A 17,697-nucleotide genomic window follows, 5' to 3' on the forward strand; every position below is an offset into this window, starting at 1 on the left:
ACGTCTCCTTACTGACTCTTAACGGTTCTGAGTTTTGCGCTTAACCCTGTTTTTGTTTGTGTTTCGGATTTTCGCAGATGACCATGACCGCACCTTTACGGCGAATAATTTTACATTTTTCGCAGATCGGTTTTACAGACGGTCTTACTTTCATCGCGGGTCCCTCCTTTTTAGCAAGTCAATTATTTGAACCGATATGTGATGCGTCCACGCGTCAAATCATATGGCGACAATTCTACCGTCACTTTATCACCTGGCAGAATTCGTATATAATTCATGCGAATTTTGCCTGAAACATGCGCCAAAACTTTGTGTCCATTCTCCAGTTCAACCCGAAACATGGCATTCGGCAAAGGTTCGATCACAGTTCCTTCTACTTCAATGACATCATCTTTCGCCATTGTTTACGCCCCCCTCTTCCAAAGCGTCATCCGGATTTATTTGCTGTGCAAATCGGTTTAAGCAGTACCGCAGCTTCGAATTGGTAACACGACCCGACTCCTGAATACTCTCAAACACTTCCATTGCAAATTCGCCAGTCAATCGAACATGATGGATATTCTTTTTCTTTGGTTGGTCAAATTTGCGTTTGTCACCATCAGCCAACAAAACAAACCGCCCATCCAGTTCTCCGATTACGATCGCATACTTGCCTGTTTCCCGCCCTTTTATCACTTCCACGATTTGTCCAATCAGCGCTCCCGGTTTCTCCGTCATCCCGTATCACCCTACAGACACGTCAGGATAACAGGTCCATCTTTCGTAACGGCAACCGTGTGTTCAAAATGGGCGGACAACGTTCCGTCAGCCGTAACCACAGTCCAATTGTCGGCCAAGGTTTTGCAATGATAGGTTCCGACATTCACCATCGGTTCGATTGCAAGCGTCATACCGGCTTTTAACCGGACTCCTCGATTGGGAGGTCCGTAGTTCGGAATCTGCGGATCTTCATGCATCTCTCTGCCAATTCCATGTCCGACATAATCCCGGACCACTGAAAATCCGGCCGCTTCTACATGCTGCTGCACCGCATGACCAATATCTGACAATCGGTTCCCTTCGCGTGCCTGTTCAATCCCAATCAACAGAGATTCTTCCGTCACTCGAAGCAATTTTGCCGCTACATCAGAGATGGTTCCGACCGGATATGTCCATGCAGAGTCCCCGTGGTAACCATTCTTATGGACGCCAATATCAATCGATATAATATCGCCGTCCTTTAACGTTCGGTTCCCAGGTATGCCGTGAACCAATTCCTCGTTTACGGAGGTGCAAATAGAAGCCGGATAACCATGATACCCTTTGAAAGAAGATTGACCGCCGTTTTTTTTGATAAATTCCTCGGCGATTTGATCCAACTCTTTTGTCGTAATCCCTGGACGAATAGCTTTTGCCAATTCTTGATGTGTCATCGCTACGATCCGCCCGGCTTCCCGCATCATATCCAGTTCGATTTGCGACTTACTAACAATCATTGTACACCTCGAAGGATGTCAGATATCTGTGAAAATACTTCCCCAATCTCAGCCTCTCCGTTTACCGCTTGAAGCAGACCTTGCTTTTTGTAAAATTGCAGCAACGGTTCTTGTTGTTTGATGTTTACATCAAGACGGGTCGCTACCGTTTCAATCGAATCGTCCGCCCGTTGGTACAGTTCACCGCCACATTTATCGCATTTTCCTTCCTCTTTGGGAGGGTTAAAGATAACGTGGTAAGTCGCTCCACATGAACGGCAGATGCGTCGACCCGTCAAACGTGCCAGCAATTTTTCTCGATCGACGTCAAGATGAATCACAACGTCAATCTTGCGCCCCATCTCATTCAACGCCCGATCCAAAGCTTCCGCCTGTGGAACGGTCCGCGGAAAGCCGTCCAGCAAGAATCCTTTTTCCGTATCAGGCCGCGCTAGCCGTTCACGCACAATGCCGATGGTTACTTCATCCGGTACCAATTGCCCTTTATCCACATATTCTTTCGCTTTCAATCCAAGCGGAGTCCCTTCTGCCATAGCGGCACGAAAAATGTCTCCCGTAGATATATGAGGAATTCCGAAGCTTTCTACGATTTTTTCCGCTTGCGTGCCTTTTCCGGCACCTGGTAACCCCATAAATATGACTTGCATCATCCCGCCCCCTTATGAACGTTCTCTGATTATCGAAGAAATCCTTTGTAGTGACGCTGCAACAGTTGGCTTTCGATTTGTTTCATCGTCTCAAGCCCTACGCTTACAACAATCAAAAGCGATGTGCCGCCAAAATAAAGATTCAACTGAGTGACGTCCATAAAGAAGATCGGAAGGACAGACACAACCGCTAAAAACAAGGCCCCAGCAAGCGTAATTCGATTCATAACCCGAACGATAAAATCCTCAGTCGGTTTGCCTGGTCGTACGCCGGGTATATATCCGGAATTCTTCCGCAGTTGTTCTGCCAACTGTTCAGGATTGATCTGTACGCTCGTATAGAAGTACGTAAATCCGATAATAAACAGCACTTCCAGTACAATATAGAGCCAAGATCGCGGACTTAAGTTCGCAACAATCCAATTGGCGACAGGATGCGGTTGAAACCACGCCGCAACCGTAGACGGAAAAATCAACAGCGATGTTGCAAAAATAACGGGAATCACACCGGCAGCATTCACTTTCAGCGGAATGTGGGTCGTTTGACCGCCGTACACCGTTTGACCGGATACGCGTTTCGCATACTGGACCGGCACCCTTCTGACACCCTGCTGAACATAAATGACTCCAATGATTACCACTATAATTCCGATCAACATCAGACCGACAAACACCAGATTCATCGCCAATCGTTCCGGATGTGCATAGAACCAGGTGTTGTAAACCTGATTAATGCCTGGAAACAGCCCAGCGATAATACCCGCAAAGATGAGGATGGAAATTCCGTTGCCAATCCCCTTCTCCGTAATCTGTTCGCCTAACCACATCAAGAATGTCGTACCGGCAGTCAATGTAATCGCAATCAACGCGATCGTCCACGCCGTTTTGTTGACAATAAGTCCAGGCGCGAGACGGTCAAACGACAAGGATAACCCGACCGATTGAATGAGCGCCAACACCACCGTGAAATAACGGGTGACCTGCGACAGTTTTTTACGTCCGTGTTCTCCTTCTTTCGCCCATTCCGCAAATTTGGGAATGACGTCCATCTGCAATAGTTGAACAATAATCGATGCGGTGATATAAGGCGTAATCGACATCGCAAAGATGGAAAAGTTACGCAATGCGCCCCCTGAGAACGTGTTTAGAATGTTCAAAAATGGGCTTTGCATTTGCGCCAAGTAGGTTGCGTTCACGTTCGGAACCGGAATGTATGATCCGATTCGGAAAACTGCCAACATGGCCAGCGTGAATAAAACACGCCGGCGAATATCAGCAACTTTCCACATATTCCGTAAAGTAGTGAACATTTAGCACACCTCTGCTTTACCGCCAGCAGCTTCTATCTTCTCAATAGCCGATGCGGAGAATCTATGAGCCTTCACGGTAAGCGCAACGTTGAGGTCACCTTGCCCCAGAATTTTTACTCCGTCTTTCAGATTTTTGATCACTTTCGCTTCGATCAATTTTTCCGGCGTTACTACAGTTCCCGCTTCAAACACGTTCAATTTGGCAACATTGACTTCTGTTAGTTCCTTCTTAAACGGCGCATTGGTAAAGCCGCGTTTTGGCAAACGTCTAAACAATGGAGTTTGGCCGCCTTCGAAACCAGGACGCACACCGCCGCCCGAACGTGCCTTTTGTCCTTTATGGCCACGGCCAGACGTTTTTCCAAGACCGGAACCGATCCCTCGTCCCACGCGTTTTCTCGTTGATTTCGCACCTTCTGCAGGGCTGAGTTCATGCAGTTTCATACAAACACCTCCTCGAACTTACATTTCTCGTTTATTCCGAGATTTCTTTCACTTCAACGAGATGGTTGATTTTGTTCACCATTCCTCGGATAGCTGCATTGTCAGGTTGTACAACCGATTGATTGACTTTCCGCAGGCCCAGCGTCTTTACGGTTATACGTTGATTTTCCGGTCGGCCAATCAAACTGCGTTTGAGGGTGATCTCCAATTTTTTCGTCACGGTGTTCCCCTCCTTAACCCAATAACTCTTCTACTGTCTTTCCGCGCAGTTTTGCAACTTCTTCCGGACGCTTAAGACGTTTTAAGCCATCAATAGTCGCATTCACCATGTTCATGGCGTTTGAAGATCCCAAAGACTTGGTCACGATATCTTTAATTCCAGCCAGTTCCAGAACCGCACGTGCCGGACCACCTGCAATTACTCCGGTACCTTCCTTAGCTGGTTTGATCAACACTCTACCTGCGCCAAAACGACCAAGAATTTCATGCGGTACAGTTGTACCGATTACGGGTACATTTACCAGGTTTTTCTTGGCGTCCTCAATCCCTTTGCGGATTGCCTCCGGGACTTCCGCCGCTTTTCCAAGTCCGGCTCCCACATGACCGTTTCCGTCTCCGACGATCACCAAGGCCGAAAAACTGAAACGTCGACCGCCCTTGACCACTTTCGCGACACGATTAATGGCAACCACTTTTTCCGACAATTCCAATTGATTCGGGTCAATACGCAACGCAATTCCCTCCTTTGCTTTTAGAATTCCAAGCCGACTTCGCGCGCTGCATCCGCCAGAGCTTGCACCCGTCCATGATAGAGATAGCCTCCGCGGTCAAATACTACCGATTTGTACCCTTTTTCAAGAGCGCGTTTCGCTACCAATTCGCCCACCTTTTTAGCTGCTTCCACATTCCCGCCATGCGAAACTTGACCTTGAAGTTCTTTATCAACCGTAGAAGCAGAAACGAGAGTTACACCTTTTGAGTCATCAACCAATTGCGCATAAATGTGCTGGTTGGAACGGAATACGTTCAAACGGGGACGTTCCGCTGTACCAAATACTTTTTTGCGGACACGCACATGACGACGTTTCCGGGAAACGTTTTTATCTTCTTTCGTGATCATTAATTTCACTCCCTTCATACGGAAAGTGGATTATTTCTTACCGGTTTTACCCACTTTGCGGCGAACGACTTCGTTCTCGTACCTAATCCCTTTTCCTTTATACGGTTCGGGTTCACGCAACGAGCGAATTTTTGCTGCCACCGCGCCCACTTGCTCTTTGTTAATACCTTTGATGATCAGTTTGTTGGTGCCTTCCACATCAATCTCAATTCCTGTTTCGGGAACAATTTCAACCGGATGGGAAAATCCGAGCGACAAAGTTATTTTATTGCCCGATTTTGCCGCACGGTAACCGACTCCGACCAATTCCAGTTTCTTTTCGAATCCTTTTGTAACGCCCTCCACCATGTTGTTCACAACGGAACGGGTGGTTCCATGCAAACTGCGATGCAGTTTGTTGTCAGACGGACGCTCAATATTGATTTCGTTATCTGCAATCTTAACAACCATGTCCTTATGAAGTTCACGGCTCAATGTTCCTTTTGGCCCTTTTACCGTAAACAGGCCGTTTTCGTATTTCGCTTCAACGCCGCTGGGAACAGCGATCGGTTTTCTGCCGATACGAGACATTCATCACACCTCCGTTCCTGCTATATTACCAAACGTAACAAATTACTTCGCCGCCTACATGTGAACGGCGAGCCTCTTTATCAGTCATAACGCCTTTTGAAGTAGACAGGATTGCGATACCCAATCCACCCAGCACACGCGGAATTGCTTCTCGCTGTGCATATACACGCAAACCAGGTTTGGAAATCCGCTTCAACCCGGTAATTACTTTTTCATTGCCCTGACCATACTTCAGGAAAACACGAATTATTCCCTGCTTATTATCAGGAATAAATTCCGCATCCCGAATAAATCCTTCTCGCTTGAGAATTTCCGCAATCTGCCGTTTGATGTTAGATCCCGGAATTTCTACCTTCTCGTGACCTACCATATTGGCGTTCCGAATACGGGTAAGCATATCTGCAATCGGATCAGTCATTACCATAACTGATGACCTCCTTTCTGCGTTTCAAAATTACCAGCTGGCTTTTTTAACACCAGGCAATTGTCCCTTGTATGCAAGCTCACGGAAACAAATTCGGCACATCCCGAATTTCCGCAATACGGAATGAGGACGTCCGCAAATGCGGCACCGCGTATAAGCGCGGGTACTGAACTTCGGTTTCCGCTGGGACTTGGCGATCATGGACTTTTTAGCCATTGATTTTTACCTCCCATGTTTCGCACCCATTGAATTGGCTGCTATTCTTACGATTGACTGAACGGCATTCCGAGTTGAGTCAGAAGTTCACGTGCTTCTTCATCCGTTTTTGCGGTGGTTACGAATACAATGTCCATCCCGCGAACTTTATCGATTTTGTCGTATTCAATTTCAGGGAAAATCAACTGTTCTTTCAATCCGAGCGTATAATTCCCACGACCATCAAACGCTTTCGGGGAAACACCTCGGAAATCCCGTACGCGCGGCAGCGCTACGTTAAACAGCTTATCCATGAAATGATACATGCGATCCCCGCGAAGCGTTACTTTGACGCCGACGGGCATGCCTTCACGCAATTTGAAACCAGCGATCGATTTCTTTGCCCGCGTGACAACCGGCTTTTGACCGGTAATCTGTTGAATGTCTTCAACGGCCGCATCTAACGCTTTTGCGTTTTGAATCGCTTCTCCAAGACCTACGTTGATAACCACTTTTTCGATCTTGGGAACCTGCATTACGCTTTTATAACCGAACTTCTGCATCAACGCAGAAACAACATCCGTCTTAAATTTTTCATTCAAACGTGCCAAGGGAATTCCCTCCTTCCTTCACCTGGTTACTTATCAATCACTTCGCCAGATTTTTTTGCGTACCGAACTTTTTTACCGTCTTTCAAAATCTTTTTGCCTGTCCGTGTCGGTTCATCCGTTTTCGGATCAAGAACCATTACGTTCGATGCGTGGATTGGCGCTTCCCGTTCTATGATGCCGCCTTGCGGATAAGCCGCATTGGCGCGTGTGTGACGTTTAATCATGTTAACGCCTTCTACCAGAACACGGCCTTCGGACGGGTATGCCTCCAAAATTTTGCCTTTCTTGCCTTTATCCTTACCGGAGATCACCTTTACCTGATCACCTTTTTTTACGTGTAATTTTGCTTTCGACATCCTGCACACCTCCTCGGATGTGGTTTCACTCTAGTTCACGGAACTTTACAGTACTTCCGGAGCCAAAGAAATAATCTTCATAAATTCTTTTTCACGCAGTTCACGTGCGACCGGTCCAAAGATACGGGTGCCACGCGGGCTTTTGTCATCTTTAATGATAACTGCAGCATTTTCATCAAAACGAATATACGATCCGTCATCACGTCGAACACCACGCTTCGAACGCACAATAACAGCTTTTACAACATCGCCTTTCTTGACAACGCCTCCGGGTGTTGCACTCTTGACAGAAGCGACAATAATATCGCCGATGTTAGCCGTACGACGGTTGGATCCGCCCAATACGCGGAAACACATAATTTCTTTAGCTCCCGAGTTGTCAGCCACTACAAGACGTGTTTGCGGTTGAATCATGGAAGTACCTCCTTCCGATTACAGAATAACGGCTTTTTCGACCACTTCGACCAGACGCCAGTTTTTGTCTTTCGACAACGGACGGGTCTCCATGATTTTTACAATGTCACCGATTTTAGCCGTATTGTTTTCATCATGAACCTTAAATTTTTTAGTAACGTGAATCGCTTTTCCGTACAGCGGATGCTTTTTCCGCGACTCAACAGCCACTACGATCGTTTTATCCATCTTATCCGATACCACTTTACCAACGCGGACTTTGCGATAATTCCGTGTATCGCTCATTGCCATCCTCCTTCCATCAAGGGATTATCCAATCCCCAGTTCACGTTCTCTCAGGATTGTTTTCGCACGGGCAATGTCTTTACGAACTTCGCGAATCCGCATCGGATTCTCCAATTGCCCTGTAGCAAGTTGGAAACGCAGATTGAAAAGCTCGTCTTTTAAAGAATCGATTTTGTTTTCAATTTCTGCGGTGGACAAGTCACGAAGATCATTAACTTTCATTTGCCTCACCACCCGTTTCTCCACGTTTTACAAACTTACACTTGATCGGCAGTTTGTGCATCGCAAGGCGCATTGCTTCACGAGCTACTTCTTCCGATACTCCCGCCAGTTCGAACATGATTCGTCCCGGCTTTACTACTGCCACCCATTTTTCCGGTGAACCTTTACCGGCACCCATCCGGGTTTCAGCCGGTTTGGCCGTAATCGGTGTCGATGGGAAAATTTTAATCCATACTTTACCGCCACGGCGGATATATCGAGTCATCGCAATACGTGCAGCCTCGATTTGACGGTTTGTAATCCATGCAGGTTCAAGGGCTTGCAGACCAAATTCACCAAAAGTAACCTCGTTGCCCGCTTTGGATTTACCCGCCAGTTCCGGGCGATGCGTTTTGCGATGCTTAGTGCGCTTTGGCATCAACATGATTACTTACCTCCTTCTTCAACAGCTTTGCGGCCGCCTTTCGTCGGAAGCACTTGCCCGCGGTAGATCCATACTTTCACACCGATACGTCCATAAGTGGTGTGCGCTTCAGATGTCGCATAATCAATGTCTGCACGCAGAGTATGAAGCGGCACTGTACCTTCCGAATATCCTTCTGTACGTGCAATTTCGGCACCTGCCAAACGACCGGACACCTGTACTTTAATTCCTTTTGCGCCCGCCCGCATGGTCCGTTGGATCGATTGCTTCATCGCACGACGGAATGCAACACGACGTTCCAATTGCTGTGCAATGCCGTCTGCCACCAACTGGGCGTTGAGTTCTGGCGATTTAATTTCTGTGATGTTAATATGCACACGTTTGCCAGTAAACTGGTTCAGGTAGTTACGGAGTGCATCCACTTCCGAGCCGCCTTTACCGATTACCATACCGGGTTTTGCCGTGTGAATATTGACGTTAACACGGTTTGCCGCGCGCTCAATTTCGACATTTGACACGGAGGCATCTTTCAAACGTTTAAACACAATATCACGGATTTTGATGTCTTCGTGCAAAAGTTCCGTGTAGTCTTTTTTGTTTGCGAACCACTTCGATTCCCAGTCACGAATGACACCAATCCGCAAACCTACCGGATTAACCTTCTGTCCCATCCTTGTACCTCCTTGTTCGTTTATTTTTCACTCACTACAACCGTAATATGGCTAGTGCGTTTATGAATTCGAGAAGCACGTCCCTGTGCACGAGGACGGAACCGCTTCAGTGTAGTTCCTTGATCGACAAAAATTTGGCTGATCACCAGATCGTCGACATTCAAGTTTAAGTTATGATCCGCATTTGCGATCGCAGATTTCAAAACTTTTTCCACCACCGGCGATGCCGCTTTCGGAGTATGCTTTAAAATCGCAATTGCTTCACCGACCTTTTTGCCACGGATCAAATCGACTACCAAACGAACTTTTCGCGGCGCAATGCGTACATGGCGCGCAATAGCTTTGGCTTCCATCGCTAGACCTCCTCTCTTTCCGGGCTATCAATTACCGACGGGATGCTTTTTCGTCACCCGCATGACCTTTAAACGTACGAGTAGGCGCGAACTCACCGAGCTTATGGCCCACCATATCTTCCGTCACGTAAACAGGAACATGTTTGCGTCCGTCATAAACAGCAAACGTATGACCCACAAATTCCGGGAAAATCGTAGAACGACGAGACCATGTTTTAATCACCTTTTTATCGTTGGCAGCATTCAGCGCTTCCACTTTGCTCATCAGATGATCATCTACAAACGGTCCCTTTTTCAGCGAACGACCCATTCAGGTACCTCCCTTCAGACCCAATCACTTTTCCGAATCCGTATATTTTGGATTTGCTTAACCAATCAGCTTACTTTTTGCGGGAACGAACAATATATTTGTTCGACGGTTTGTTCTTCTTGCGTGTCTTCTTGCCCAATGTAGGTTTACCCCAAGGAGACATCGGCGACTTACGTCCGATCGGAGCGCGTCCTTCACCACCGCCATGCGGGTGATCGTTCGGGTTCATGACAACACCGCGAACAGTCGGGCGCTTGCCTAACCAACGGGAACGTCCCGCTTTACCGATATTCACATTCTCATAATCCAAGTTCCCAACTTGACCAACAGTAGCTCGGCATTCCGAACGGATCAAACGAACTTCACCGGAGGAAAGCCGCACGTGGCAGTAGTCGCCTTCTTTTGCGAGAAGCTGTGCTTCTGCACCGGCAGCGCGAGCCAACTGACCACCCTTGCCTGGCTTCAACTCGATGTTATGAATCACGGTACCAACCGGAATGTTGACCAACGGCAGAGAATTACCAACCTTGATATCCGCATCCGCACCCGAATAGACCGTATCTCCTACTTTCAGCCCTAGCGGAGCGAGGATGTAGCGTTTTTCGCCATCCGCATAGTTAATCAATGCGATATTTGCGGAACGGTTCGGATCGTACTCAATAGTCGCTACCCGTCCAGCAATTCCGTCTTTGTTGCGTTTAAAATCGATCACCCGATACTGTCGCTTGTGACCGCCGCCCTGATGACGGGTCGTAATTTTCCCTTGGTTATTACGTCCCGCATTTTTCTTCAGCGGTTCAAGGAGAGATTTCTCAGGTTGATCGGTGGTAATCTCTTCAAACGTCGATACGGACATAAAACGACGTCCGGGAGACGTGGGTTTATATTTTTTAATTCCCACAACAATTCCCTCCTTAACTTGAGAATGCATTCAAAACTTAACCGATCGCCAGACGACTTACGCACCTTCGAAGAAAGAAATCGGCTTCGAATCTTTCGACAAGGTAACGATGGCTTTTTTCCACTCGGATGTCATGCCCACATAGCGTCCTACACGTTTCTGTTTGCCAGGAACACGCATCGTGTTCACTTTCTCGACTTTCACACCAAAAATGTCTTCGATCGCTTTCTTGATTTCCGTTTTATTCGCCTTCAGATCCACTTCAAAGGTGAATTTGTTTTCTTCCATTTGTTCCGTGGAGCGCTCGGTGATAACAGGGCGTTTAATGATATCGCGCGGATTTTTCATTACGCGAACACCTCCTCCACTTTTGCAACCGCATCTTTGGAAATCACCAAAGAGCCGTGATTCAACAAATCATAAACGTTAATGCCGGTTGCTTCTACAAACTTTACGCCCGGAATATTGCGAGCAGACAACTCTGCGTTTGTATTGCTCTCAAGACCTACAACGAGTGCTTTTTTATCTGCATTGATGTTTTTCAGCACTTGAACCATTTCTTTTGTTTTCGGTGCGTCAAAATCCAATGAATCGAGCACAATGATCGCATTTTCGTTTACTTTCGACGACAATGCAGATTTGATAGCCAAACGGCGTACTTTTTTCGGAAGTTTGTACGCATAGGAGCGAGGTGTCGGTCCAAACACGGTTCCTCCGCCAACCCACTGTGGAGCACGAATGGAACCTTGGCGAGCCCGACCTGTTCCCTTTTGTCGCCACGGCTTCCGGCCGCCGCCTCTAACTTCCGAACGGTTTTTTACGTCATGTGTACCGCGGCGCAAGCTAGCCAGCTGCATAACAACCGCTTCGTGCAGCACATGTTTATTCGGTTCAATTCCGAAAACAGAATCAGCAAGTTCAATTTCACCCACTTGCTTCCCTTCCAAATTTAAAACTGGAACTTTCGGCATAAACGATTCCTCCTTTCTAGACGGATTATTTACCCGACTTAATAGCTGATTTTACAGTCACAAACGTGTTTTTCGGGCCCGGTACGGAGCCTTTTACAAGCAACAAATTGCGATCGGTATCCACTTTCACGATCTCCAGGTTTTGCACCGTTACACGTTCTCCACCCATCCGGCCGGGCAGCGTTTGCCCTTTAAACACACGGTTCGGATTGATCGAACCAAGTGAACCGGGACCACGATGATAACGAGAACCGTGCGTCATTGGACCACGAGATTGGTTGTGGCGCTTAATCGCCCCTGCAAACCCCTTGCCCTTTGAAACGCCGACTACGTCAACCGTTTCGCCCGCTTCAAACACATCCGCCTTCAACACTTGGCCTACTTCATATTGCGTTAAATCAACCCCGCGTAATTCGCGGACATACCGTTTCGGAGTTGTTTGTGCTTTTGCTGCATGGCCTGTTGCCGGCTTATTCGCGCGCTTTTTATCTGCAAAGCCAATTTGCACGGCTTCATATCCGTCGTTTTGCAAATCTTTCTTTTGCATCACTACACACGGACCCGCTTCGATAACCGTTACCGGAATACACGTTCCATCTTCTTTAAAATACTGCGTCATTCCCAACTTGCGTCCTAAAATGCCTTTCATTAATCGCACCTCCAATTTATCGAATCATTCTCCCCAAAGGCGAGGGACAGAGGATTCTGACACGCTGCACCCCAAATCAACTTACTCGGGTGTTTCGTATCTGCATTACAATTTGATTTCGATGTCTACGCCAGACGGCAAATCTAAACGCATCAAAGCATCCACAGTTTGCGGTGTTGGATTCACAATATCAATTAACCGCTTGTGCGTCCGCATTTCGAATTGCTCACGTGCATCTTTGTACTTGTGCGGCGCACGAAGGATCGTATATACCTGCTTCTCAGTCGGAAGCGGGATCGGACCCGATACAGATGCTCCGGAGCGTTTCGCTGTCTCAACAATCTTTTCAGCAGAGGTGTCAAGCACTTGATGATCGAATGCTTTCAAGCGAATGCGGATTTTTTGCTTTGCCATATGAATTCCCTCCTTTATCGCCCATTTGATGGACATACTCCGCGAAAATTAACCTGATTGGCCCCGCATATGGCTATATGACGGTGCATCAGCAACCTTTCGCATCATCGCAGTCTAAGACCACAATACGAAATTATACATAAAAAAAGACAAAAACACAATCTTTTTTTGGCAAATCTCGAATTTTATCATAAAATTCTATTTAAAGAAAAAATCCGGGTCTTTGACCCGGATTCTATGCTTTTGTTACTTGGAGATGGAAACTACTACACCGGCTCCCACAGTGCGTCCACCTTCACGAATGGCAAAGCGGGTACCTTCTTCCAAAGCGATCGGAGCGATCAATTCAACATCGACTGTGATGTTGTCGCCAGGCATCACCATTTCCGTGCCGGCAGGAAGTTTAACAACACCGGTAACGTCGGTCGTACGAACATAAAACTGCGGACGGTAGCCGTTGAAGAACGGGGTGTGACGTCCACCTTCTTCTTTTGTCAACACGTATACTTCTGCTCTGAAACTAGTGTGAGGTTTGATAGAACCCGGCTTAACAAGAACCTGACCGCGCTCAATTTCTTTACGTTCAACACCGCGCAGAAGCGCACCGATGTTGTCCCCTGCTTGCGCGCTGTCAAGCAGTTTGCGGAACATTTCCACACCGGTAACAACCGTCTTTTTGGTTTCTTCTGCAAGACCGACGATTTCAACTTCTTCGCCAACTTTAATTTCACCGCGCTCCACACGACCAGTTGCAACCGTACCACGACCAGTAATCGTGAACACATCCTCAACCGGCATCAAGAAAGGCTTATCCGTTTGACGAGCAGGTTCCGGGATGTAGGAGTCAACAGCAGCCATCAGTTCGTCTATTTTTTTCGCCCATTCCCCATTCGGGTTGTCCAAAGCTTCTTTTGCAGATCCGCGAATAACCGGAATTTCATCTCCCGGGAATTCATATTCAGACAGCAAATCGCGAATTTCCATTTCTACGAGATCGAGCAGTTCTTCATCGTCCACCATGTCGCATTTGTTCATGAATACAACGATGTGCGGAACGCCTACCTGCCGAGACAACAGAATGTGTTCGCGCGTTTGCGGCATCGGGCCGTCAGCAGCCGACACAACAAGGATAGCGCCGTCCATTTGAGCAGCACCGGTGATCATGTTTTTCACATAGTCAGCGTGGCCCGGACAGTCAACGTGTGCATAGTGACGGTTAGCCGTTTCGTATTCCACGTGAGCGGTGTTGATCGTAATACCGCGTTCACGCTCTTCCGGCGCCTTGTCAATTGCGTCATAAGCCATAGCTTGCGCTTGGCCGCGGCTCGCAAGAACAGTGGTGATCGCAGCAGTCAAAGTGGTTTTACCGTGGTCAACGTGACCGATCGTACCGATGTTAACGTGCGGCTTTGTACGTTCAAATTTAGCTTTTGCCATTTTTGTTCACTCCTCACTTTAATCCGGGACATTAGCCCTTGTTTTTGGAAATAATCTCTTGCGCGATGCTCTTCGGAACTTCCTCATAGGAATAAAATTCCATTGAATAGTTCCCGCGACCCTGCGTACGAGAACGCAAGGAGGTCGCATAACCAAACATCTCAGAAAGAGGCACGTATCCACGAATGACTTGCCCGCCGCCAACCGCCTCCATACCTTCAATGCGTCCGCGTCGGGAGTTGATATCACCCATGATGTCGCCCATGTATTCTTCCGGTACTGTTACTTCAACCTTCATGATCGGTTCAAGAATGACCGGATCGGCTTTTAACACACCCGCTTTCAACGCCATGGAACCGGCAATCTTAAACGCCATTTCCGAGGAGTCTACATCGTGGTATGAACCGTCAACAATGGTAACTTTCATATCGATCAACGGATAACCTGCAAGGACTCCGTTTTCCATCGCTTCCTGTACACCTTCGTCAACAGCCGGAATATATTCTCTCGGAACTACACCACCGACAATTTTGTTTTCAAAGATATAGCCTTGCCCACGTTCAAGCGGTTCAAGCTCAAGCCATACGTGCCCGTATTGTCCTTTACCACCTGATTGGCGAACAAACTTACCTTCGACCTTAGTGCGGCCTTTAATGGTTTCCTTGTATGCAACCTGCGGCTTACCTACGTTCGCCTCCACTTTAAACTCGCGCAACAAACGGTCTACGATAATTTCCAGGTGAAGTTCACCCATTCCGGAAATAATCGTTTGTCCGGTTTCTTGGTCTGTGTGAGTTTTAAATGTAGGATCTTCCTCCGCAAGTTTGGCAAGTGCAAGACCCATTTTGTCCTGATCCGCTTTTGTCTTAGGTTCAATCGCGACATCAATAACGGGTTCCGGAAATTCCATGGACTCAAGAATTACAATGTTCTTTTCATCACAGAGCGTATCTCCGGTTGTAGTATCTTTCAGGCCAACGGCAGCCGCGATATCACCCGCATATACCGTAGAAATCTCTTCACGGTGGTTTGCATGCATCTGGAGAATACGGCCGATACGTTCCCGTTTGTTTTTGGTGGAGTTCAACACGTATGAACCGGAGTTAAGCACGCCGGAGTAAACACGGAAGAAGGCGAGCTTACCAACATACGGGTCGGTCATAATCTTGAATGCCAAAGCGGCAAACGGTTCTGCGTCACTTGAAGGACGAGAGGTTTCCGTTCCATCTTCTTTAACACCCTTGATCGCCGGAACATCTGTTGGAGCCGGCAAATAATCGACAACCGCATCCAGCATCGGTTGAACACCTTTGTTCTTATAGGAAGATCCGCACAGAACCGGAACAATTTGACCGCTGATGGTACCTTTGCGAAGAGCGGCCTTAATTTCTTCCAGCGTCATTTCTTCGCCTTCGAGATACTTCATCATCAGATCTTCATCAACCTCAGCCACTGCTTCCAGCAATCGGCCACGGTATTCTTCCGCTTTGTCCTTAATTTCTTCCGGTATGTCTCTTGCTTCCGATACTTTACCAAGGTCGTCGGTGTAAATAATCGCTTTCATTTCAACAAGATCGACTATACCGACAAAAGTATCTTCAGCGCCAATTGGCAATTGAATGGGTACCGCGTTCTTTTTCAAACGGTTGCGCATTTGGTCAACGGCACGATAGAAGTCAGCCCCAATGATGTCCATCTTGTTTACGTAAGCAATACGTGGAACACCATATTTATCGGCCTGCCGCCAAACGGTTTCCGACTGTGGTTCTACACCGCCTTTGGCACAGAACACACCAACAGCTCCATCCAACACACGAAGAGAACGCTCCACTTCAACCGTGAAGTCCACGTGACCGGGCGTGTCGATAATATTGATCCGATGCCCTTTCCACTGAGCAGTAGTAGCAGCAGAAGTAATTGTAATTCCGCGCTCTTGTTCCTGAACCATCCAGTCCATCGTCGCAGCGCCTTCATGTACTTCGCCAATTTTATGAACCCGTCCGGTATAAAACAGAATACGCTCAGTGGTAGTCGTTTTCCCGGCATCAATGTGAGCCATGATTCCAATATTTCTTGTTTTTTCTAACGGAAACTCACGAGCCATTCGATTGCCTCCTTTCTTATTTAGGTACTTAATATTGACGCAATCGATCTTACCAACGGTAATGAGCAAACGCTTTGTTTGCTTCCGCCATCTTATGCGTATCTTCACGCTTCTTGACAGCAGCGCCCGAGTTGTTCGCTGCATCAAGAATTTCGTTCGCAAGCTTTTCTTCCATCATTTTTTCGTTGCGTTTACGCGCATACGTAACCAGCCAACGAATGCCAAGCGTCGTTTTGCGTTCCGGACGAACTTCAACCGGAACTTGATAGTTGGCACCACCCACACGGCGAGCTTTCACTTCCAGCACAGGCATGATGTTTTTCATTGCTGTTTCAAAAACTTCAATTGGGTCTTTACCGGACTTTTCGCGTACTGCGTCAAGCGCGTTATACACGATACGCTCAGCAACCCCTTTCTTCCCATCGACCATCACCTTGTTGATCAAACGGGAAACCATCTGACTGTTATAAACCGGATCTGCCATGACTTCACGGCGTGCCACCGGACCTTTACGCGGCATTTAACTTCCTCCTTTCCAGAAAACGTACAATCATTTAACTTTCAAAATCAGGATTTTGCTTTAGGACGCTTTGCGCCGTATTTGGAGCGACCTTGCATGCGATCTTTTACACCGGATGTATCAAGCGCACCACGCACAATATGATAACGAACCCCCGGAAGGTCTTTCACACGACCACCACGCACCAGAACAACCGAGTGCTCCTGGAGATTATGACCAATACCCGGAATGTAGGCAGTTACTTCAATTCCGTTTGTCAAACGCACACGTGCATATTTACGCAGTGCAGAGTTCGGTTTTTTCGGAGTCATCGTCCCTACACGAGTACAAACCCCGCGTTTTTGCGGAGACGGTTGATCCGTTTGCTCCTTTTCAAAGCTGTTGTAACCTTTTTGGAGAGCCGGGGCTGTTGATTTCTTTTCAATCGCTTGACGGCTTTTCCGTACCAACTGGTTAATTGTCGGCATCGTTCTACACCTCCTTCCGAAATTTCAAACCCACAGAGCCTGGCGGTTCATTTTAAAACAACAAATAACAACCGACTTCGGCTGCCGCACCAGAATCTTATCTGTCAGTCTTTTAAAATCGCTGCTACAGCAGCACCTACTTCGATTCCACAGAGCTTCCCTAACTGCTTCATCGAGTCCACCCAAACAAAAGGCGTTTGCTTTAATTCACACAGACGCAGAACCCGATCTACGATCTTTTTGTCTGCATCTTTAGCAACAAAAACTTCTTTTGCAGCAGATTGTTCCAAGGCTTTTGTTGTCTGATTCGTACCAATTGCAACGTGATTGGCACTACGAATGCGCTCATACAACATTCGACAACTCCTCCCGCGAACAAAGTGCTTTAAGGACCCTGAACACA

Annotated in this window: 32 protein-coding genes; all 32 read right to left on the reverse strand. The window is 47.4% G+C overall.

What is annotated here, in order from left to right:
- Positions 1–40: 40 nt before the first annotated feature.
- On the reverse strand, positions 41–154 hold the full coding sequence (rpmJ, locus tag skT53_RS11825) for a 50S ribosomal protein L36 (protein ID WP_018131305.1): 114 nt from the start codon (positions 152–154) through the stop codon (positions 41–43).
- A 28-nt stretch (positions 155–182) separates the two neighbouring features.
- Positions 183–401, reverse strand: coding sequence for a translation initiation factor IF-1 (infA, locus tag skT53_RS11830; protein ID WP_200757163.1), 219 nt, complete (start codon positions 399–401; stop codon positions 183–185).
- Positions 388–717, reverse strand: a complete 330-nt coding sequence (locus skT53_RS11835; RefSeq protein WP_200757165.1) for a KOW domain-containing RNA-binding protein — start codon at positions 715–717, stop codon at positions 388–390. The genes infA and skT53_RS11835 overlap by 14 nt, the downstream gene beginning before the upstream one ends.
- 11 nt (positions 718–728) lie before the next feature.
- Complete coding sequence (gene map / locus skT53_RS11840) at positions 729–1,475, reverse strand: type I methionyl aminopeptidase (protein WP_200757167.1); 747 nt, start codon at positions 1,473–1,475, stop codon at positions 729–731.
- Positions 1,472–2,122 (reverse strand): adenylate kinase, encoded by a 651-nt coding sequence (locus skT53_RS11845; RefSeq protein ID WP_200757169.1) that lies wholly within the window; start codon positions 2,120–2,122, stop codon positions 1,472–1,474. The genes map and skT53_RS11845 overlap by 4 nt, the downstream gene beginning before the upstream one ends.
- 29 nt (positions 2,123–2,151) lie before the next feature.
- A complete protein-coding gene (gene secY / locus skT53_RS11850) occupies positions 2,152–3,432 on the reverse strand; it encodes a preprotein translocase subunit SecY (RefSeq protein WP_200757171.1) in 1,281 nt (426 codons plus the stop codon).
- Positions 3,433–3,876 (reverse strand): 50S ribosomal protein L15, encoded by a 444-nt coding sequence (rplO, locus tag skT53_RS11855; RefSeq protein ID WP_200757173.1) that lies wholly within the window; start codon positions 3,874–3,876, stop codon positions 3,433–3,435.
- Positions 3,877–3,907: 31 nt separating this feature from the next.
- The gene (gene rpmD / locus skT53_RS11860; protein ID WP_200757175.1) at positions 3,908–4,096 is read right to left on the reverse strand and encodes a 50S ribosomal protein L30; all 189 of its coding nucleotides are present in this window, start codon (positions 4,094–4,096) and stop codon (positions 3,908–3,910) included.
- 13 nt (positions 4,097–4,109) lie between these two features.
- The gene (rpsE, locus tag skT53_RS11865) at positions 4,110–4,607 is read right to left on the reverse strand and encodes a 30S ribosomal protein S5 (RefSeq protein ID WP_200757177.1); all 498 of its coding nucleotides are present in this window, start codon (positions 4,605–4,607) and stop codon (positions 4,110–4,112) included.
- 20 nt (positions 4,608–4,627) lie between these two features.
- On the reverse strand, positions 4,628–4,996 hold the full coding sequence (rplR, locus tag skT53_RS11870; protein ID WP_200757178.1) for a 50S ribosomal protein L18: 369 nt from the start codon (positions 4,994–4,996) through the stop codon (positions 4,628–4,630).
- Between the two features lie 30 nt (positions 4,997–5,026).
- Complete coding sequence (gene rplF / locus skT53_RS11875; RefSeq protein WP_200757180.1) at positions 5,027–5,566, reverse strand: 50S ribosomal protein L6; 540 nt, start codon at positions 5,564–5,566, stop codon at positions 5,027–5,029.
- A gap of 25 nt (positions 5,567–5,591) precedes the next feature.
- Positions 5,592–5,990, reverse strand: a complete 399-nt coding sequence (gene rpsH / locus skT53_RS11880) for a 30S ribosomal protein S8 (RefSeq protein ID WP_200757182.1) — start codon at positions 5,988–5,990, stop codon at positions 5,592–5,594.
- 30 nt (positions 5,991–6,020) lie between these two features.
- Positions 6,021–6,206: a type Z 30S ribosomal protein S14 gene (locus skT53_RS11885; protein ID WP_096181005.1), complete on the reverse strand. Its 186-nt coding sequence runs from the start codon at positions 6,204–6,206 to the stop codon at positions 6,021–6,023.
- Positions 6,207–6,253: 47 nt separating this feature from the next.
- Positions 6,254–6,796 (reverse strand): 50S ribosomal protein L5, encoded by a 543-nt coding sequence (gene rplE / locus skT53_RS11890; protein WP_200757183.1) that lies wholly within the window; start codon positions 6,794–6,796, stop codon positions 6,254–6,256.
- A gap of 26 nt (positions 6,797–6,822) precedes the next feature.
- The gene (gene rplX / locus skT53_RS11895; RefSeq protein WP_200757185.1) at positions 6,823–7,152 is read right to left on the reverse strand and encodes a 50S ribosomal protein L24; all 330 of its coding nucleotides are present in this window, start codon (positions 7,150–7,152) and stop codon (positions 6,823–6,825) included.
- Positions 7,153–7,197: 45 nt separating this feature from the next.
- Positions 7,198–7,566 carry a 50S ribosomal protein L14 gene (gene rplN, locus skT53_RS11900; RefSeq protein WP_200757187.1) on the reverse strand — a complete coding sequence of 123 codons (369 nt, stop codon included), beginning with the start codon at positions 7,564–7,566 and terminating at the stop codon, positions 7,198–7,200.
- A gap of 18 nt (positions 7,567–7,584) precedes the next feature.
- Entirely contained in the window at positions 7,585–7,851 is a 267-nt protein-coding gene (rpsQ, locus tag skT53_RS11905; protein WP_200757195.1) for a 30S ribosomal protein S17, read from the reverse strand.
- A 24-nt stretch (positions 7,852–7,875) separates the two neighbouring features.
- On the reverse strand, positions 7,876–8,073 hold the full coding sequence (gene rpmC / locus skT53_RS11910; RefSeq protein ID WP_200757196.1) for a 50S ribosomal protein L29: 198 nt from the start codon (positions 8,071–8,073) through the stop codon (positions 7,876–7,878).
- A complete protein-coding gene (gene rplP, locus skT53_RS11915; protein ID WP_200757201.1) occupies positions 8,063–8,497 on the reverse strand; it encodes a 50S ribosomal protein L16 in 435 nt (144 codons plus the stop codon). Before rplP ends, rpmC begins: the two co-directional genes overlap by 11 nt.
- A 2-nt stretch (positions 8,498–8,499) precedes the next feature.
- Positions 8,500–9,168 carry a 30S ribosomal protein S3 gene (rpsC, locus tag skT53_RS11920; protein WP_200757203.1) on the reverse strand — a complete coding sequence of 223 codons (669 nt, stop codon included), beginning with the start codon at positions 9,166–9,168 and terminating at the stop codon, positions 8,500–8,502.
- Positions 9,169–9,188: 20 nt separating this feature from the next.
- Positions 9,189–9,521, reverse strand: a complete 333-nt coding sequence (rplV, locus tag skT53_RS11925) for a 50S ribosomal protein L22 (protein WP_200757211.1) — start codon at positions 9,519–9,521, stop codon at positions 9,189–9,191.
- Between the two features lie 31 nt (positions 9,522–9,552).
- On the reverse strand, positions 9,553–9,831 hold the full coding sequence (gene rpsS / locus skT53_RS11930) for a 30S ribosomal protein S19 (RefSeq protein ID WP_200757213.1): 279 nt from the start codon (positions 9,829–9,831) through the stop codon (positions 9,553–9,555).
- A gap of 70 nt (positions 9,832–9,901) precedes the next feature.
- Complete coding sequence (gene rplB, locus skT53_RS11935) at positions 9,902–10,732, reverse strand: 50S ribosomal protein L2 (RefSeq protein ID WP_200757215.1); 831 nt, start codon at positions 10,730–10,732, stop codon at positions 9,902–9,904.
- A 57-nt stretch (positions 10,733–10,789) separates the two neighbouring features.
- Entirely contained in the window at positions 10,790–11,080 is a 291-nt protein-coding gene (gene rplW, locus skT53_RS11940; protein ID WP_200757217.1) for a 50S ribosomal protein L23, read from the reverse strand.
- A complete protein-coding gene (rplD, locus tag skT53_RS11945; RefSeq protein WP_200757219.1) occupies positions 11,080–11,703 on the reverse strand; it encodes a 50S ribosomal protein L4 in 624 nt (207 codons plus the stop codon). The genes rplW and rplD overlap by 1 nt, the downstream gene beginning before the upstream one ends.
- 25 nt (positions 11,704–11,728) lie before the next feature.
- Positions 11,729–12,352 (reverse strand): 50S ribosomal protein L3, encoded by a 624-nt coding sequence (gene rplC / locus skT53_RS11950; protein ID WP_200757221.1) that lies wholly within the window; start codon positions 12,350–12,352, stop codon positions 11,729–11,731.
- Between the two features lie 105 nt (positions 12,353–12,457).
- Entirely contained in the window at positions 12,458–12,766 is a 309-nt protein-coding gene (rpsJ, locus tag skT53_RS11955; RefSeq protein WP_200757222.1) for a 30S ribosomal protein S10, read from the reverse strand.
- Between the two features lie 246 nt (positions 12,767–13,012).
- Complete coding sequence (gene tuf, locus skT53_RS11960) at positions 13,013–14,203, reverse strand: elongation factor Tu (protein ID WP_200757224.1); 1,191 nt, start codon at positions 14,201–14,203, stop codon at positions 13,013–13,015.
- Positions 14,204–14,234: 31 nt separating this feature from the next.
- Positions 14,235–16,307, reverse strand: coding sequence for an elongation factor G (gene fusA, locus skT53_RS11965; RefSeq protein ID WP_200757226.1), 2,073 nt, complete (start codon positions 16,305–16,307; stop codon positions 14,235–14,237).
- A 49-nt stretch (positions 16,308–16,356) separates the two neighbouring features.
- Positions 16,357–16,827, reverse strand: coding sequence for a 30S ribosomal protein S7 (gene rpsG, locus skT53_RS11970; protein WP_200757234.1), 471 nt, complete (start codon positions 16,825–16,827; stop codon positions 16,357–16,359).
- A gap of 47 nt (positions 16,828–16,874) precedes the next feature.
- Entirely contained in the window at positions 16,875–17,294 is a 420-nt protein-coding gene (gene rpsL / locus skT53_RS11975; protein ID WP_200757236.1) for a 30S ribosomal protein S12, read from the reverse strand.
- 104 nt (positions 17,295–17,398) lie between these two features.
- Positions 17,399–17,650, reverse strand: coding sequence for a ribosomal L7Ae/L30e/S12e/Gadd45 family protein (locus skT53_RS11980; protein WP_200757238.1), 252 nt, complete (start codon positions 17,648–17,650; stop codon positions 17,399–17,401).
- Between the last annotated feature and the right edge of the window lie 47 nt (positions 17,651–17,697).

This window comes from Effusibacillus dendaii (genome assembly GCF_015097055.1).
Classification (GTDB): Bacteria; Bacillota; Bacilli; order Tumebacillales; family Effusibacillaceae; genus Effusibacillus; species Effusibacillus dendaii.

Excerpts from the sequence above, each read along its gene's own strand:
- rpmJ (WP_018131305.1), bottom strand. The coding sequence starts at position 154 with ATGAAAGTAAGACCGTCTGTAAAACCGATCTGCGAAAAATGTAAAATT.
- infA (WP_200757163.1), bottom strand. The coding sequence starts at position 401 with ATGGCGAAAGATGATGTCATTGAAGTAGAAGGAACTGTGATCGAACCT.
- skT53_RS11835 (WP_200757165.1), bottom strand. The coding sequence starts at position 717 with ATGACGGAGAAACCGGGAGCGCTGATTGGACAAATCGTGGAAGTGATA.
- map (WP_200757167.1), bottom strand. The coding sequence starts at position 1,475 with ATGATTGTTAGTAAGTCGCAAATCGAACTGGATATGATGCGGGAAGCC.
- skT53_RS11845 (WP_200757169.1), bottom strand. The coding sequence starts at position 2,122 with ATGCAAGTCATATTTATGGGGTTACCAGGTGCCGGAAAAGGCACGCAA.
- secY (WP_200757171.1), bottom strand. The coding sequence starts at position 3,432 with ATGTTCACTACTTTACGGAATATGTGGAAAGTTGCTGATATTCGCCGG.
- rplO (WP_200757173.1), bottom strand. The coding sequence starts at position 3,876 with ATGAAACTGCATGAACTCAGCCCTGCAGAAGGTGCGAAATCAACGAGA.
- rplR (WP_200757178.1), bottom strand. The coding sequence starts at position 4,996 with ATGATCACGAAAGAAGATAAAAACGTTTCCCGGAAACGTCGTCATGTG.
- rplF (WP_200757180.1), bottom strand. The coding sequence starts at position 5,566 with ATGTCTCGTATCGGCAGAAAACCGATCGCTGTTCCCAGCGGCGTTGAA.
- rpsH (WP_200757182.1), bottom strand. The coding sequence starts at position 5,990 with ATGGTAATGACTGATCCGATTGCAGATATGCTTACCCGTATTCGGAAC.
- skT53_RS11885 (WP_096181005.1), bottom strand. The coding sequence starts at position 6,206 with ATGGCTAAAAAGTCCATGATCGCCAAGTCCCAGCGGAAACCGAAGTTC.
- rplX (WP_200757185.1), bottom strand. The coding sequence starts at position 7,152 with ATGTCGAAAGCAAAATTACACGTAAAAAAAGGTGATCAGGTAAAGGTG.
- rplN (WP_200757187.1), bottom strand. The coding sequence starts at position 7,566 with ATGATTCAACCGCAAACACGTCTTGTAGTGGCTGACAACTCGGGAGCT.
- rpsQ (WP_200757195.1), bottom strand. The coding sequence starts at position 7,851 with ATGAGCGATACACGGAATTATCGCAAAGTCCGCGTTGGTAAAGTGGTA.
- rpmC (WP_200757196.1), bottom strand. The coding sequence starts at position 8,073 with ATGAAAGTTAATGATCTTCGTGACTTGTCCACCGCAGAAATTGAAAAC.
- rplP (WP_200757201.1), bottom strand. The coding sequence starts at position 8,497 with ATGTTGATGCCAAAGCGCACTAAGCATCGCAAAACGCATCGCCCGGAA.
- rpsC (WP_200757203.1), bottom strand. The coding sequence starts at position 9,168 with ATGGGACAGAAGGTTAATCCGGTAGGTTTGCGGATTGGTGTCATTCGT.
- rplV (WP_200757211.1), bottom strand. The coding sequence starts at position 9,521 with ATGGAAGCCAAAGCTATTGCGCGCCATGTACGCATTGCGCCGCGAAAA.
- rpsS (WP_200757213.1), bottom strand. The coding sequence starts at position 9,831 with ATGGGTCGTTCGCTGAAAAAGGGACCGTTTGTAGATGATCATCTGATG.
- rplW (WP_200757217.1), bottom strand. The coding sequence starts at position 11,080 with ATGAAAAATCCGCGCGATATCATTAAACGCCCTGTTATCACCGAGCGC.
- rplD (WP_200757219.1), bottom strand. The coding sequence starts at position 11,703 with ATGCCGAAAGTTCCAGTTTTAAATTTGGAAGGGAAGCAAGTGGGTGAA.
- rplC (WP_200757221.1), bottom strand. The coding sequence starts at position 12,352 with ATGAAAGGCATTTTAGGACGCAAGTTGGGAATGACGCAGTATTTTAAA.
- rpsJ (WP_200757222.1), bottom strand. The coding sequence starts at position 12,766 with ATGGCAAAGCAAAAAATCCGCATTCGCTTGAAAGCATTCGATCATCAA.
- tuf (WP_200757224.1), bottom strand. The coding sequence starts at position 14,203 with ATGGCAAAAGCTAAATTTGAACGTACAAAGCCGCACGTTAACATCGGT.
- fusA (WP_200757226.1), bottom strand. The coding sequence starts at position 16,307 with ATGGCTCGTGAGTTTCCGTTAGAAAAAACAAGAAATATTGGAATCATG.
- rpsG (WP_200757234.1), bottom strand. The coding sequence starts at position 16,827 with ATGCCGCGTAAAGGTCCGGTGGCACGCCGTGAAGTCATGGCAGATCCG.
- rpsL (WP_200757236.1), bottom strand. The coding sequence starts at position 17,294 with ATGCCGACAATTAACCAGTTGGTACGGAAAAGCCGTCAAGCGATTGAA.
- skT53_RS11980 (WP_200757238.1), bottom strand. The coding sequence starts at position 17,650 with ATGTTGTATGAGCGCATTCGTAGTGCCAATCACGTTGCAATTGGTACG.